This window comes from Caballeronia sp. Sq4a (assembly GCF_023170545.1).
Classification (GTDB): domain Bacteria; phylum Pseudomonadota; class Gammaproteobacteria; order Burkholderiales; family Burkholderiaceae; genus Caballeronia.
Genome location: NZ_CP084252.1, coordinates 384,436 through 398,022, shown reverse-complemented (window position 1 = coordinate 398,022; position 13,587 = coordinate 384,436). Strand labels below are relative to the sequence as shown.

Annotated in this window: 17 protein-coding genes; 4 read left to right on the top strand and 13 right to left on the bottom strand. The window is 59.6% G+C overall.

What is annotated here, in order from left to right; translation table 11 throughout:
• Positions 1-297 precede the first annotated feature (297 nt).
• From LDZ24_RS21395 to LDZ24_RS21380, 4 genes are all read right to left on the bottom strand, one after another.
• Entirely contained in the window at positions 298-1,101 is an 804-nt protein-coding gene (locus LDZ24_RS21395; RefSeq protein ID WP_248324095.1) for a transglutaminase family protein, read from the bottom strand.
• 301 nt (positions 1,102-1,402) lie between these two features.
• The gene (locus LDZ24_RS21390) at positions 1,403-1,642 is read right to left on the bottom strand and encodes a hypothetical protein (RefSeq protein ID WP_248324094.1); all 240 of its coding nucleotides are present in this window, start codon (positions 1,640-1,642) and stop codon (positions 1,403-1,405) included.
• 204 nt (positions 1,643-1,846) lie between these two features.
• Complete coding sequence (locus LDZ24_RS21385; protein WP_244818733.1) at positions 1,847-2,062, bottom strand: hypothetical protein; 216 nt, start codon at positions 2,060-2,062, stop codon at positions 1,847-1,849.
• Positions 2,031-2,441 carry a hypothetical protein gene (locus LDZ24_RS21380; RefSeq protein WP_248324093.1) on the bottom strand — a complete coding sequence of 137 codons (411 nt, stop codon included), beginning with the start codon at positions 2,439-2,441 and terminating at the stop codon, positions 2,031-2,033. Before LDZ24_RS21380 ends, LDZ24_RS21385 begins: the two co-directional genes overlap by 32 nt.
• Positions 2,442-2,562: 121 nt before the next feature.
• On the opposite strand from LDZ24_RS21380, the gene LDZ24_RS28170 reads away from it, so the two are divergent.
• Positions 2,563-3,120: a hypothetical protein gene (locus tag LDZ24_RS28170; RefSeq protein WP_371747485.1), complete on the top strand. Its 558-nt coding sequence runs from the start codon at positions 2,563-2,565 to the stop codon at positions 3,118-3,120.
• A 382-nt stretch (positions 3,121-3,502) separates the two neighbouring features.
• On the opposite strand, the gene LDZ24_RS21365 is transcribed toward LDZ24_RS28170, so the two are convergent.
• The 4 genes from LDZ24_RS21365 to LDZ24_RS21350 form a co-directional block, all read right to left on the bottom strand.
• Positions 3,503-3,700, bottom strand: a complete 198-nt coding sequence (locus LDZ24_RS21365; RefSeq protein WP_063786808.1) for a hypothetical protein — start codon at positions 3,698-3,700, stop codon at positions 3,503-3,505.
• Positions 3,701-3,899: 199 nt separating this feature from the next.
• Positions 3,900-4,055 carry a hypothetical protein gene (locus LDZ24_RS21360; RefSeq protein ID WP_248324092.1) on the bottom strand — a complete coding sequence of 52 codons (156 nt, stop codon included), beginning with the start codon at positions 4,053-4,055 and terminating at the stop codon, positions 3,900-3,902.
• Between the two features lie 735 nt (positions 4,056-4,790).
• Positions 4,791-4,994, bottom strand: coding sequence for a cold-shock protein (locus LDZ24_RS21355; RefSeq protein ID WP_248324091.1), 204 nt, complete (start codon positions 4,992-4,994; stop codon positions 4,791-4,793).
• Between the two features lie 733 nt (positions 4,995-5,727).
• Positions 5,728-5,916: a hypothetical protein gene (locus LDZ24_RS21350; RefSeq protein WP_248324090.1), complete on the bottom strand. Its 189-nt coding sequence runs from the start codon at positions 5,914-5,916 to the stop codon at positions 5,728-5,730.
• Between the two features lie 651 nt (positions 5,917-6,567).
• Here LDZ24_RS21350 and LDZ24_RS28010 point away from each other — a divergent pair.
• Together LDZ24_RS28010 and LDZ24_RS21345 are read left to right on the top strand one after the other, a co-directional pair.
• Positions 6,568-6,702: a hypothetical protein gene (locus LDZ24_RS28010; RefSeq protein ID WP_256465430.1), complete on the top strand. Its 135-nt coding sequence runs from the start codon at positions 6,568-6,570 to the stop codon at positions 6,700-6,702.
• A gap of 927 nt (positions 6,703-7,629) precedes the next feature.
• Positions 7,630-8,520, top strand: a complete 891-nt coding sequence (locus tag LDZ24_RS21345; protein WP_248324089.1) for an NAD(P)H-binding protein — start codon at positions 7,630-7,632, stop codon at positions 8,518-8,520.
• On the opposite strand, the gene LDZ24_RS21340 is transcribed toward LDZ24_RS21345, so the two are convergent.
• From LDZ24_RS21340 to LDZ24_RS21330, 3 genes are all read right to left on the bottom strand, one after another.
• The gene (locus LDZ24_RS21340; RefSeq protein WP_248324088.1) at positions 8,517-9,110 is read right to left on the bottom strand and encodes a TetR/AcrR family transcriptional regulator; all 594 of its coding nucleotides are present in this window, start codon (positions 9,108-9,110) and stop codon (positions 8,517-8,519) included. The genes LDZ24_RS21345 and LDZ24_RS21340 overlap by 4 nt on opposite strands.
• Positions 9,111-9,452: 342 nt before the next feature.
• Positions 9,453-9,899 (bottom strand): carboxymuconolactone decarboxylase family protein, encoded by a 447-nt coding sequence (locus LDZ24_RS21335; RefSeq protein ID WP_248324087.1) that lies wholly within the window; start codon positions 9,897-9,899, stop codon positions 9,453-9,455.
• Between the two features lie 195 nt (positions 9,900-10,094).
• Positions 10,095-10,862 carry an SDR family oxidoreductase gene (locus LDZ24_RS21330; RefSeq protein ID WP_248324086.1) on the bottom strand — a complete coding sequence of 256 codons (768 nt, stop codon included), beginning with the start codon at positions 10,860-10,862 and terminating at the stop codon, positions 10,095-10,097.
• Between the two features lie 102 nt (positions 10,863-10,964).
• On the opposite strand from LDZ24_RS21330, the gene LDZ24_RS21325 reads away from it, so the two are divergent.
• Positions 10,965-12,431: a PLP-dependent aminotransferase family protein gene (locus LDZ24_RS21325; protein WP_248324085.1), complete on the top strand. Its 1,467-nt coding sequence runs from the start codon at positions 10,965-10,967 to the stop codon at positions 12,429-12,431.
• On the opposite strand, the gene LDZ24_RS21320 is transcribed toward LDZ24_RS21325, so the two are convergent.
• A complete protein-coding gene (locus LDZ24_RS21320) occupies positions 12,428-13,048 on the bottom strand; it encodes an FMN-dependent NADH-azoreductase (RefSeq protein WP_248324084.1) in 621 nt (206 codons plus the stop codon). The genes LDZ24_RS21325 and LDZ24_RS21320 overlap by 4 nt on opposite strands.
• Positions 13,045-13,509 (bottom strand): GNAT family N-acetyltransferase, encoded by a 465-nt coding sequence (locus LDZ24_RS21315; RefSeq protein WP_171800337.1) that lies wholly within the window; start codon positions 13,507-13,509, stop codon positions 13,045-13,047. Before LDZ24_RS21315 ends, LDZ24_RS21320 begins: the two co-directional genes overlap by 4 nt.
• Positions 13,510-13,587 lie beyond the last annotated feature (78 nt).

Genomic DNA, 13,587 nt, shown 5'->3' with positions numbered 1-13,587 from the left:
ACCTCCTCTTCAATGAAGGGAGATCGATTCTGCGCTTTCGGAAATGGTCAAGGTGCGTCCCAGATCGGCCGGTCAGCAGATTGCAGTCAGTGAGTCGGATTTCCGACCCGCAACGGGCACTCAGCCTTCTCCAAAGCGGCCGCTGGAAAGACGTCAATGCTTTGGACAGTCTCACGCGTCGCGCCACAACGCTCAGCTCCGCGCAACAGACCGTTCGCTTCAAACTGCACATTGCAGCGCGACGCATCTTATCCGTATATTACCGCGCCGGCTTAGTGTCGGAGGGGCGTGGCCCGGTCATTCCTGGTCGCAGTGCACCTTGAAGTGCGTTAGCACGGCGGCCCCGAATGCATTGCTGATTGCGACATCGGCGGCATCGCGCCCGTATGCCATCAAAACACGTCCAATACGCGGCGCGTTGTTTCGCGGATCGAACGTCTGCCAGCTACCGCCCACGTAAGCTTCAAACCATCCCGCAAAATCCATCGGCGCGGTAACGGGCGGCAAGCCGACATCGCTGATATAGCCCGTACAATAGCGCGCCGGGATATTCATTGCCCGGCATAGGGTGACGCCCAGGTGCGCGAAGTCGCGACAGACGCCTTTGCGTTCGCGGTACACGTCCCACGCAGTTTTGGTCGGCCGCGCATAGCCGGAATCAAATTCGATGTGTTCGTGCACGAAGTCGCAGACTGCCAGAGCAGTGTCGCGGCCCGGCGTGCACTGACCGAAAATTTGCCACGCGATCTCGACCAGTAGATCGGTCTCGCAATAGCGGCTGCCCAATAGAAAAGTCAGCGTATCGTCGGGCAACTGCTCAACCGGATGGGCCCACCCCTCGATGGGCCGCGTCTCCATAGAATCTGACACATTCAACAGCGCTGTGGTGCTCAATGCCACACGTCCGACAGGTGCCACGATTCGACTGCATAGGTTGCCGAACAAATCACGATATTGCCTTATCGGCACCGACGGATCTGTGACGAGGAGATCGGCCACCACTACATCTTTGGCATGCGAAAAATGCGTATTCAGCATCAGCATCATCGGGGTAGGCTGCAGGCATTCGTACGACAGTTCGTATCCGACGCGAAGTTTCATGGATCCCGGATCCTCCGTGGTTCCCTCATTGCAGGTGCTGTTGATTCAGGTATTCGCAGATGCATTGCGGCAGAAGGCAACAAGCGATGCTTCCAACTGCTGGGCTCATGCTCTCGGCAAAAAATAGTTGCCTACTGTGCTGCCGAGCACAATCTTGGAAGGACGCTTTCTTGCCGGTTTAAAAAATCGGGGCTGACCGCGTTTGTTTGCGTACGCGGCTGATCGTCAATCCAACCGTACGCCGGAAGGCGACGTACGCCAACAATTACTGAGTGTAGTGGGTCGGGAAACAAACATGCAGTCAATCGACGGGACCGAGTAACACGTCGATTGCGGCTTGGCCGGCAATTTCGGCTACCAGATAGGCCCAACGCTCAGTAAAAGGACCGTTGCGCAACGGGATGCGGCCTCCCCGCGCACCGAGCACTTCGAGGTTCGTCGCGCCTCTTATCTGAAAGGTCACGTCAAAGGTGTTCTCGTCAGCAGCAGAAGTCAGTTCGATCTGAATCTCGAAGCCGCGGTATGGGATCGTTCGGTGCATGAAAGCCTCCCTTTTGTCTTCGGAGACTAACATGAGTCAGCATCGGACGGTCTAAGCAACCTTCGGATAGTCATGCATGCGCCACCACGCGTACACAAATATCTAGGTACCGAAATCTTCAGGACCGCAACTATTGATTTCGTGCATGCTTCTTGACCACCCGGACGGATCTCGCGCGCGCGAGCAGCGACGGGGCCGCACGCATCAACCGAAGCGTGTTGCAAGCCACTCTTGCGCCCACTTCGTGGCAAATTCGACGGCATCTGCGCGAAGGTCGAAGCCCCCGAGGTCACCGCTAATAAACACGTCGGTCAGGCTGCCGTCCGCGGCGTTACCGCTGATGCGTGCGTGCGCCATGTATTCTCCGTCTGCCCTTCGGGGCGTCGGGTCAATGCGAAAGCTCGTCGGACTCGTTTGCATGATGTTCAACTTTTCTATCGACCTGTTTGGAGGGCGGGCGCGCTTCGGTCGTTGCATCGTGCTGGGTCGCTGCTTCCCGCACGCGATGGTTCGTTTGCTCGCCGAAAAACGCGCGGCTCATTGAGCAAGTGTCGATCACTTCCTCTGCATACGCTGTGCAGGCGCGCCGTGCATCGCCCGCGCTCTGATACCCGTTTTGGGCGGGCAGCCTTAACACGGAACTGCGCGCCTGACCGTCTTCCGTTTCTGGCTCTTTGATACGCACGGCGGCATCGAATCCGTCCTCATAGTTGTGACCGTGACCGGACAAGGTCGATTGGCGTGGAAAGACGAGCGGATAGATTTCCAGCCCACGATATAAGCGGAAACTGACTGTCATGAGTGAGCCCTCGCGCCGTTCAGGCGCCAAAGTAAGACTGTGTGCAAAGCAGATTCGGTAGTACTGACGGATTGATCGGGTTGCACGCCCTCCAACACTACACCGACCGACCGGAGATGACTTGCTTCTCACGGCGGCCCGTGTGAGGACTTTCGCCAGCGCACAGCATCTCACCAATGCAAGCGCATTCTTCTTTGCCCGTGACGAGCGCCTCTTTCTCGTCACAAGCCGTCATGTGGTCAACGACGAATCTAGCAAGCACTTCCCCGATAGCCTCGACATCGAGCTTCACGTCGATCCACATAACCTACGTTGCATTGGCCAATCAATGAACGCTAACCTTGTCGAACTGTATGTAAGCCCGAATGGCGATCGCTGGCTGTTGGTTGCCGCAGCCAACGATCATCCCTTCGTTCGGCACGTTCCCAGCACCGCTTCGGGGGGGTGCTCATCAGATTTGTCCCTGTCGGCCTTTCTTTCCGCCAACGACGCAACGCCCCAGCAAGATGCGCTGCTCCGACTGCTCAGCCGACTTGCCTTCCCGATCGCAGGCGCCTGCTCGACTGTACCGGTAGACGTTCCCCGGATGCTTCATTACGGATGCGCGAACGCATCGAGGGGTAAGCGGCGCACCTGTGGTGATGAGCAAACCGTTAAAGGAAGGGTCGGCGATGGGTGAGAGCTTGCCATGGACGCTTCTTGGCGTTCACTCGTCCACCATTGACATCGGCAGTCGCGACTTCCAAGTCGACGAGACGCTCGGCCTAAACAATGCATGGTACGCCGACATTCTGATGACACTCACGGAACACCAAGGTAGTCGTTTCTCCCGGCGCCGGCAGCTACCTTCCGACAACAGTCCTTGAGCGGTTCGGCTCACCATGACGACGGACGCACAAACTCACTGCCTTTCCGAGGCGGCGCTGCATCTTAAAGCTGCAGGAGGGCCGAGATAGCGCGGTAAGAGGCTTGCGGAACGGGCACGATTTCGCCATGTGGGCATCCGCAGGCCAGGCCTTGCCTTCGTGGTCGTCGTCGCAACTGCCCAACGACTACGGAAGCTACCTCTGGGAATAGCCCTCTCGCCACAACGTGGCGCCGACGGCCACCAGAACTTGGGCGTCTCCTTCCTCTAGACGATCCCAGGCCGACGCCAGCCACTGCGCCAGTCCGTTGCATGCGTCATTCAACGTGACGTAGTCTCTTCCCTCAACGTTGAACTGCTCAAAGGTAGCAAGTACGTTTTCTTCTGTCGCCATGTCAATCCCCAGGGTGTGTTCCCACTCGACGAGCATAGCCGCGAGTTGCCTGAAATATATACACGACTGTCCGCGGCGCACTTCTCGCACGCCTTCTTACAGGCTTTGCTGCACGGGCCTATCACGGATGCAGTCCAGTGTGGTCATTGCCACGGGGCACGAGCGCGAGCGACGCATATGACGTCGATAGCGCCGACCCTCAACTGCCATCGTCGGTCGCACGCGCCGGCGAAACGTAGATCGATTTCGAAAAAAGCGTCTCACCGCCCATCGATCGGTCGAGTACACCGATCGCTCGGTTCAGCAGGCCGATCTCGGCGCCCATGGTACGCGCTTCACGCATATAGAAGTTCACAGCGTCGAGTCCGTCAATAATGCAGGCATCGCCTAGCGGCTGCCCCGGCCACCGAGCGAGAAGTACTGGATCGACCTCGGGTCCGCAGCTGACCCTACGCGACAAAGTGCACCCGGTGCCAATGTGGACCACTTCGCTCCGAGCACGATCTGCGTGGAACTGCGGAAGTGTCGAAAGAAACTCCAGTAGAGGATACATTTGCCCTCCGGGGCGTGTTCCTGCGATAGGTTGGGGATCATCCAGCGCGTTGCAACGGCGGATACACCGATCATGCAATCGCTAGGAGTACAGACGTTTTCCATGCGACGCTATTGCCCGCTTTGCAGGAGTCGCTCTGCTTTAATCCGTTGCGAGGGCCGAAAGGCAATCGTTGATGCGGTCGCAGACTGCCGCGGACCCGCTCACAGCACGCTTACTTGATCGCTAGCGATGACATGTGGCTCGCGCTGGCTCTTTTCAGGCGCTGAAACGGTTGCGTATATCGACTTATAGCAGACCGCGGCAGCGCTGCGCGTCACCTTGCCCGCCAAGAGCTATGATCCGACGATCCCATCACCGGTAGTCGACCCCCGATTTCGGGAAGAGAGGACTAGCAGGACGAGCTGACTAAATGGTCTGGCGCATCGGACAGGGAGGTTCCGTTTAAACGCGCCGATGCGATCACGGCCTGTCGCGCCCCGCCGTTGTCGATTGTACCGACCGAAGAAGGGCCGGTAGACCGGCCCTTGTATTGCGTTACAGCAGCGAGATATTCGCGGCTTGCATGCCTTTCGGGCCGCGCTTTGTCTCGTAGCTTACTTTCTGATTTTCTGCGAGCGTCTTGAAGCCGTCGCCTTTAACTTCTGAGAAGTGAGCAAAGAGATCGTCCCCGCCAGCATCAGGGGTGATGAAACCGAAGCCCTTGCTATCGTTGAACCACTTAACTGTACCGGTATCCATGATAATTCCTTGAAAAAAATAAGAGCCCGCGTGCCGAGCGACAAAAACTTCAAGGAAGAAGAGAGGACAGCGAGTACCGCGCCGACGACGCGAATAGTGGTGATCAGCAATCGAGCTTCTTGAATATTTCGTTGTTCACAGTATAGTGGCGGCGTGGCCTTGTCAATGCTTTTCTGGCCGATTCCCAACGGAAATGTGGCGGGGTAATTGCGCCCTAATGACGAAGCGGTTATCGATCGGCTCTTGACAGGCGGAAGCCGGCCGTGAGCCGTTGCAGCCCCCCAAGCCGTAACACCGACGCACGTATCGTCGCGGCAGTCGTCCTGCCGAACAGCATGATAGTTGTACCTCCAATCATAATGACCGTCATCGCTATCATTGATTCACCTTTGAGTAGTTGCCGCGCTGGCGTCGCACTCCCACACGCTGAGAGCCGTGGCACCAACAGGCCTCTCAGCAACGCCAAGTCAAAACATGATGCGAGGCACCTCCCAATGCCGTCCGCAGCTTTGGTCTCGCTTGTTTCCGTGGCATTCCACAAAGCCAAGCCGATGGGCTGGCATTGGGACAATGAGCGCTAGGACTGCGACTGCGACACGCAATTCCACGTCGTCGTGTCCCACACGAACATTTTGATGGCGCCTTAATGCTTTTCGCCGCCGCTCGCTGGAACAGAACACGCTCGATGCCGCGGTAGTGAGAAACGTCGCAGGCCCCATAGGCTGGTTACCACCTAGGCGCTCGGCGGTAGTGCACTTGTTTTTTCGCTCCGCTCACGACAACCTTTGACACCGGCGACGGATCGAAGCGTCCGCACCGTTTCGCGCGCTTTTTGCTTCGAGCGATACGCGCCCATTTCTTCGATCAAGTGCGTAAAGCCCCGAAGCCCACGGAGCACGGCACCTTTTTTATTTTCGTTCATCGAACTTCCTTGAGCATGCGCAGAGCTCATTATGCGCCCCCTGTTCGAGGGCGCGTGATTTTTGCTGCAATGTCCGAGACGGCGCCTGTCACGGCGGGTCAGAAGGCTCCACGCGCATCCGCGCCCTGACGTCGTGCCGGTCGAGCATGAATGACACTAGACACGGATGCCCTCGACACCGCACGCGCAGGAATTCGGCGTCCTGGAGACAACGTCCCGGAGAGGTGTTGCTCGCGCTAAATCTTGCCCCACATGTTCCCTTCTCGTATTGCGCAGCCTAGGCGCGCGTATGAATGCAGCTGTTCTGACGGGTCCGTCCCTAGCTAAGCTCACCAATGAAGCGGAGTAACCAACGAACCTAAACGGTGCACTAGACCAACCAGTTTCAAATCGTTGCGCCGTAAGACTGCACCAGCCCGGTCGGGCCCAATGGGCAGTGTTTCCCCAATTGACGGTGAAGCACGCCAGCGCACGACGGATCGATACGTTGGCTATATTAAATTTTGGATCGACCTTGCGTTTTATCATCGGGGCGCAACTAGGATCGCCGTTGACGCGGAATCGGATCTGCCACGTTCGGAACACGCTTTAAGTCGCTTCGGAGAGCATCACTTATGTTCGCCGTCTTGATCGCAGATGCCCGAGAGCCATATGGATGAAGATGGAAGCTATATTGCGGCTGGCAAAGAGACGCTGGAGCGCTGGCGGCTGGCGCTGGCGCTGGCGGCTGGCGGCTGGCGGCTGGCGGCTGGCGGCTGGCGGCTGGCGGCTGGCGCGACAGCATGAACGAAATGATCACGATCGTGTTGGCGTATCGACGCGGGCTAACCGATTCTCTCGTCGGAGAGCGCTTCTCGAACCACGCTGATCTACCGTCCTGCATTCCCGCGTCGCCTCTATCGTTGAGTGCTGTGATTTGGCAAGTCCGAGAGAGAACCAGTCATTCGAACGGCGTCGGTGAGGCGAGACTGACCGACAGGAATTGGCCGCGTGCCGCCCGATGCGGTCGGCGCTAGCCGACCCTTCTCTGTCGTTAGAGCTCCCGCAGTCCACATGACCGCTTCAGAAGTGGAACAGCCGTTCACACTGTAAAGCTTGATTCGCCCTCAAAGGGTCTGCCGCAGCTGGGACGCCCGGCGGCGACAGTAGTGATGCGTGCCGCGTGATCTGCGGTGGGAGGCCTTCCGGAGGACTTCGGGAACGTCCCACGGCACGCGACTATTCGCTTGCTCACGGATAACGGTTCGATTACGCAGATGAGAAAAGATGTGTCCCCGGAACTGAGCCATCTCCTTAATCGCGGCACGATAGCCGAGTACTGGAACAAATTCAGGCACGCGATTCCTGGATGAACGATCGCCTGGAAGCTACTGCCATGAAGTAGCGACGACGCCCCCGTGTCCCTAGACGGAGCACGGAGCACGTCGAGCGACTCCCGAGCGCGGGACACGATTTGCTGTTCCCGTCCCATGGCGTCAACGATCGCGGCAGGCATGTCGATGTGAAAAGACTCGTACCGCCCGGAATCGGCTATGAAGGCTGCCTGGCTTCGAGCAGTGAGACTGCATGTCGACAGAGTCTGACGGGCGCCTCCGCGAAGACTAACCCGCCAATAAGGCAGCGCATCGCGACAGAAAACACATTTTCCTTGACAAGTTGGAACGATCATTCCAGTATTCGTGTACCGATCGTTCCAACTTGAAGGAGTCCGTCGTGTCCCAGTCTTCCAGTCGCAATTTGTCGCCTCGCATCGCCATCGCCGGCGCTACCGGCCGAGTCGGGGCTACTCTCATTGCGGGTCTCGCCAGTGAGCCTGTCGACCTCATTGCGCTTAGCCGCAAGCCGGATCCGTCGCGTTTCCCGGCCCACGTCGGCCAGGCGCCGGTCGATTTTGACGCGCCCGCCACGCTTGCAGCCGCGATGCAGGGTGTAGATCGCTTGTTCCTTGCGCAGGGCACGTCGCCGCGCCAGGTGGAGAACGAGATTGCGTTGATCGACGCCGCCGTCGGCGCGGGCGTCAGGCATATCGTGAAACTGTCGGCAGCCAGTCTGCCCGCGAAGCTGCACCCATTCGACTGGCACGCGCGCATCGAGGCGCATCTGATTTCGCGCGATATCGGTCATACGATGCTGCGGCCAACAACCTTTTTCGACACGCTGACACGAGCCGGAAAGCCTGTTCAGGAAGGAATCTGGGGTGGCGCAGCGGGGTATGGCATCGTCAATCTTATCGACACGCGCGATGTCGCTGATGCCGCGAAAGCGGTGTTGCTCGATCCAGCGAGCGAAACCTGGCAGCGCGCCTTTCATCTGACGGGGCCGCGCGCCTGGACCATGGACGACGTCGCTGCACAACTCACGCGGCTTCTCGGCAGGCCTGTTGCCTACGAGCAGCGCACTCCGGCCGAGGAGCGCGAGCGTCTTCTGGCATCGGGCGTGAGCGAATTTGTGGTGGATGTACTGACCGGGCTCGACCGCACGGTGCGTGAATCGTCGCTCCAAGAGCAGACCGCTACTGTCCAGTTGCTGACCGGTCATGCGCCAAGGGGCTTGCCGCAATGGCTTGAAGAAAATCTGTCTCTGTTCAAGGGTACGGCGCACTAATCGGCCTGCGACGCGACGCCGGGCGGCCATGCCGACATAGCTAGGTCGACCATGGCGGACAGCGCGGCAGGCGTTGCGCCGGCTTGCGGCAGATTCATGACGGCATGGAGAACACCGAGGTAATGCCAGGCAAGAGCCTCGCGGTCCACGTCGGACGACAACTTCCCACGCGCCACTCCTTCGTCGATGATCTCCGCCAGCACTGCCCGCTGGCGTCCGACACTGAACGTGACCGCCGATTGCGACGCCTTCGGCAGGTTTGCCTTCTCAACGCAACTGCGAGCCAGCATGCAACCGTCGGGAGCCGCGGCTCGCTTGTGCAAAAAATCGCGCAGCAACGCCTCCATACGCTCGCGCGGCGTTGCACCGCCGACCGCGTTCATCCGGCGGAGCACTCGATCCGTGTAGTGGTTGAGCGCTTCGCGGAACAAGCCGTCCTTGTCTTCGAAACGTTGGTAGATGCTGGACCGCGACAGCCCGGTCGCCGCTGTGAGGTCGTTGATCGACGCAGCGGCGTAGCCGTTACGCCAGAATACTTTCATCGCAGCTTCGACTGCAGCGGTCTCGTCGTATTGGGGTTTGCCACTCATGGAAGAAATCTCGCTCGTCGGCCGGTCTGTTTCATCGACACACGTACCAGCAAGGACTGGAACGTCCGTTCCATGATACGACGAAGCGCCGGGCTTTTGGGAACGGCTTCGAGCGACGAGCTGAATTTTGGCAGACCCTGTGCAGCGGCTAATCCAACAACGCCGCGCCAGCGCGCGGTCAGACCTGTCAACTTTTACATCCCGGATCTGCAAGGCCCTTGTACGCCAACTAGAGACGAACAAATGCATCTTTACTAGCAGCCGAAGCATTGAAATATATCCGTTCGCGTAAAGATATTGCCCGGGCCTTGTCCGACGCGCGCCGTCAGACGCCGCATGTACTTAAGCCTTGGCAGCGACCGGGAGTCGGAATGGCGCACCAAGACGGTTGAAAGCGTTCATCGCCGCAATCGTTATCGTGAGATCGACGAGATCCTTCGGCGTGAATGCCGCTGAAGCCGCTGCATAGGCTTCATCCGAAGCGTGCGTTTCGCTGACGCGCGTCACTTCTTCGGCCCAGGCGAGAGCTGCGCGTTCCTGATCGGAGAACAGGTGCGAGACCTCGTCCCACACCGGTACCAGCGAGATCTTGTCGATGGACATCGTCTTTCTGAGATCACGACTATGCTTGTCGATGCAATGAGCGCATCCATTGATCTGGGAAACACGGAGGAACACAAGATGAATAAGCTCCTCGGGCAGGTTGGTGCTTTTCGTCACATAGTGATGAACGCCCATAAGCGCCTTTGCGCCGTCCGGGGAGATCTCGTGCCAGTTCAAGCGGGTCATCTTCGTCCTTTACCTTTCGTTCGTTGGAAAAAATGTCTCCTGCCCTTACAGGCGCAGGTCGGTTACTTCACCTTTGCGCACGGCTCGTGACGCTACACCGGCGATGCTCAGCGGAGTCGTTCTGCCGACGAAGCCGTCCGACAGCGCCGCATGGTCGCGCACGTTCCAAATCAAGCGGTGAATGTCAGTGACGCATCAGGCCGTTGCCGTATCCGTCAAGCGCATACGGTCCAGCCAGTCGCCGAGACTCATGCGGCCCTGCCGCATCCCGCCTGTCGGCACGAGCGAAGTTTCGGCCATTGAGCCGCCGAAGTAGGTTGCCTTGTCGTCGGCGACCACCCTGCGTGCGTCACGCGTGGCGCGCAGATAGGTGCCGATGAACGCATGCATCGCGCCGCGTTCGGGACCGGCGATATCCACGATGCCGTCGAGCGGCACGCCCAGGGCGATCTCGACGATGATGGCCGCGACATCATCGGCGGCGATGGGCTGGAACTGATGCGGTGAAAGACGCACAGTGCCGTCGGCGGTGCTCAGATCGGCGATGGTGCCGAGAAACTCCATGAACTGCGTGGCACGCACGATCGAATAAGGCACGGGCGATGCCGCAATCAGCCGTTCCTGCACGCACTTCGCCGCGAAGTATGCATTGCCCTCCATTCGATCCACGCCGACGATCGACAGCGCCACATGGTGCTGCACGCCGGATTTGCGCTCGGCCTCAAGGAGATTGCGCGTCGCATCGCGGAAGAAACACGTAACGGCATCGCCTTCGTACGTCGGCGGATTAGTCACGTCGATCACGACATGCGCGCCGTGCAGTGCGTCGTCCAGGCCCGCGCCGGTGATCGCGTTGACGCCCGTGCTCGGCGATGCGGCGACCGCCTCGTGTCCCTTCTCGCGCAACAAGGCCACAGCCTTCGCACCGATCAGTCCGGTCCCTCCGACGACGACGATCTTCATGACACACCTCGTTGAATTGATGAAAGTGAAATCATTGTGTGAGAATCATGTCTTGGTTAGAAGAGACAAGAATCGTCGATTTGACTAGTCCAAGGATCACTCATGCGGAACCCGCAACACGCACTGAAGATTGATATCGACCGGCGGCACGCACTGCCGATCTATTTGCAGATCTGCGAGCGCTTCAAGGCCGCGATCGGCGCGAGACACCTCAAGCCCGGCGACCGTGTTCCCGCGCTGCGCGCGCTTGCAACGCAGCTCAACACGGCGCGCGGCACGGTGGAGTTGGCCTACGACATACTCGTCGACGAGGGCTATCTCCAGATGCGCGGCGCGGCGGGCACTTTTGTGTCGTCGTCGCTGCCGGCATCGGTTTTGAACTTGGCAGCGCCTCGAGTCTTAGAATGCGCTGATGTGCCGCGCGCGAAACCGGCACCGGCAATAGGACTCGGCCATGAAGCCCGCCCGCTGCGTCCCGGATTGCCCGCGCTGGATGCTTTTCCGCGCAAAGTGTGGAGCCGCATCATCGCGCATCGGGCGCGCAGCGTAGATCTAGCCTCGCTCACCTATCCCGAGCCTGCCGGCTTCGGGCCGCTTCGCGAACGCGTTGCGACTTATCTGGGCCTGTCGCGCGGTGTCGAGTGCGCGCCAGAACAGGTAATCGTGACGAGCGGCTATCGCGCGTCGCTTGAACTCATTCTGCGCAGTCTCGCGAAACCGAACGACAGCGCCTGGTTCGAAGAGCCGGGCTATTTTCTGGCGCGCGACTTTCTCAATCAGGCGGGGCTGAAGCTCGCGCCGGTGCCGGTCGATCACGACGGAATCGACGTCGATGCCGGGCAGGCGCACGCGCCGCACGCGCGCTTCGCCATCGTGACGCCGTCGCATCAAAGTCCGCTCGGTGCGACGCTTTCGCTGGCGCGGCGCATGAAGCTGCTCGACTGGGCGGCACGCACGGGAAGCTGGATCGTCGAGGACGACTATGACAGTGAGTTTCGTTACGCCGGGCGGCCGCTGCCCGCGCTGAAAAGCCTCGATGTCGACGACCGCGTGATCTACTGCGGCACCTTCAGCAAGGTTTTGTTTCCCGGGCTGCGGCTCTCATATGTAGTCGTTCCCGAGCGGGCCATTGCACGCTTCGCGCAACTCACGGCGAGCATGAACGCCGGACCGCCTTACCTGTTACAGGCGGCAGTCGCGGACTTCATCGCACAAGGGCATTTTGCGCGGCATCTGAAGCGCATGCGCGCGCTCTACGCGGAGCGCCGCGAGATCTGCGCCCGGGCATTGGAAAAAGCGTTCGGGGAGAAGGTACGCATCGAGCGGCCGTCGGGCGGCATGCATCTCGTGATGCTGTTCAACAACGTCAGCGGCGTCCCCGTCGACGATCTCGCCATCGCCGCGCGTGCGCAGGAAGCCGGGCTGGCGGTGAGCGCGCTGTCGTCGTGGCATATCGGCGCGCGCACGAAGCGCACCTTGCGCGGCGTGGTGCTCGGCTTCGCAAACGTAGCGGACGAAGCCGAAGCGACCCGGCTCGCGGGCCAGTTGCGGCGCGCGTATGCCGCCTAGAGCGTCACGGTGGCGTCCTGAGCGTTAAAGAGATCGTGTTGCGCGAGCGTTTCGCGCGCCGCCTTCAGTGCTTCGGTCACGGCTGCTTCGCCGCGCACGAGACCTTGCAGAAGCAGGAAATGCACATCCGTTACGCCGATGCAACCTAGCGCATAACGCAGATACGGCGAGAGGAAATCACGCTGCAACGCATGCTCGCCGCTGTGATGACCGCCCGAGCCAACGATGACGAATGCCGGCCGGTCGCGCACCAGTCCTATCTTGCCTTCCGGCGTGCTGGCGAAAGTGCGATGAATGCGCAACACGTAATCGATCCACAGCTTGAGCGCGGCGGGCACCGTGAAGTTGTGCATCGGCGTGTTGATGATGAGCACGTCCGTGATTTCGATCTCGCGGATCAGTTGTTCAGAAAGTGCGAAGTGGCGCTCATCCGGCTCGCGCGACGTGATAGCGCGCGCGTAGTCGCTGGTGATCGGCGGCAAAGGATATGCAGCAAGGTCCCGGCTAACCATGTTGCTTTGCGCGGGTGCGCCGAGCTTCTTGATCATGTCAAGCGCAAGCTGATAGCCATGGCTGGCTTCCCGATGCGGGCTGGCATTAATAAACAGCACCTTCATTGCGCGGCCTCCTTGTGGATCGTCTGAAGCGACTCGACGAAATGCATGCCTTTTGCAAGCAGGCCGTTGCGGAAGTAGAAGCGCTGCGCGAACGGCATGTGCAGGCCGGTATCGAGTACGAGATGCGCGCAATCAGAACGACGCGCGATGTCGCGGACCTGGTCGAGCAGCCCCGCACCAATGCCGCTGCGTTGCTGCCGCGCAGTAACCACCAGGTCGTCCACATAGAGGAAACGACCGTATAGCGTATTCGTCTGAAGACGGTAGCCAGCGAGGCCGAGGACGGCGCCCGACGCGTCGCGAGCGGCCAACAGGCGATAGTGTTCTTCGCGCTGGCGTCGCATTTGTCTGGCGAAGGACGCGGCGTCTTGCAGATGCGGCCGCAGTTCCTGCATGACCGGAAAGGCTTGTGTCCATTCGTCGGGCGAATCGAGATGCTTGAAATCGGGCGGCGTATTCATGGGCTTTTCTCCACAGTACATACCGCACACGATATCGGAGCGATGGCTTAGTCATAAGAGCCAAAAATCGTGTCGTGA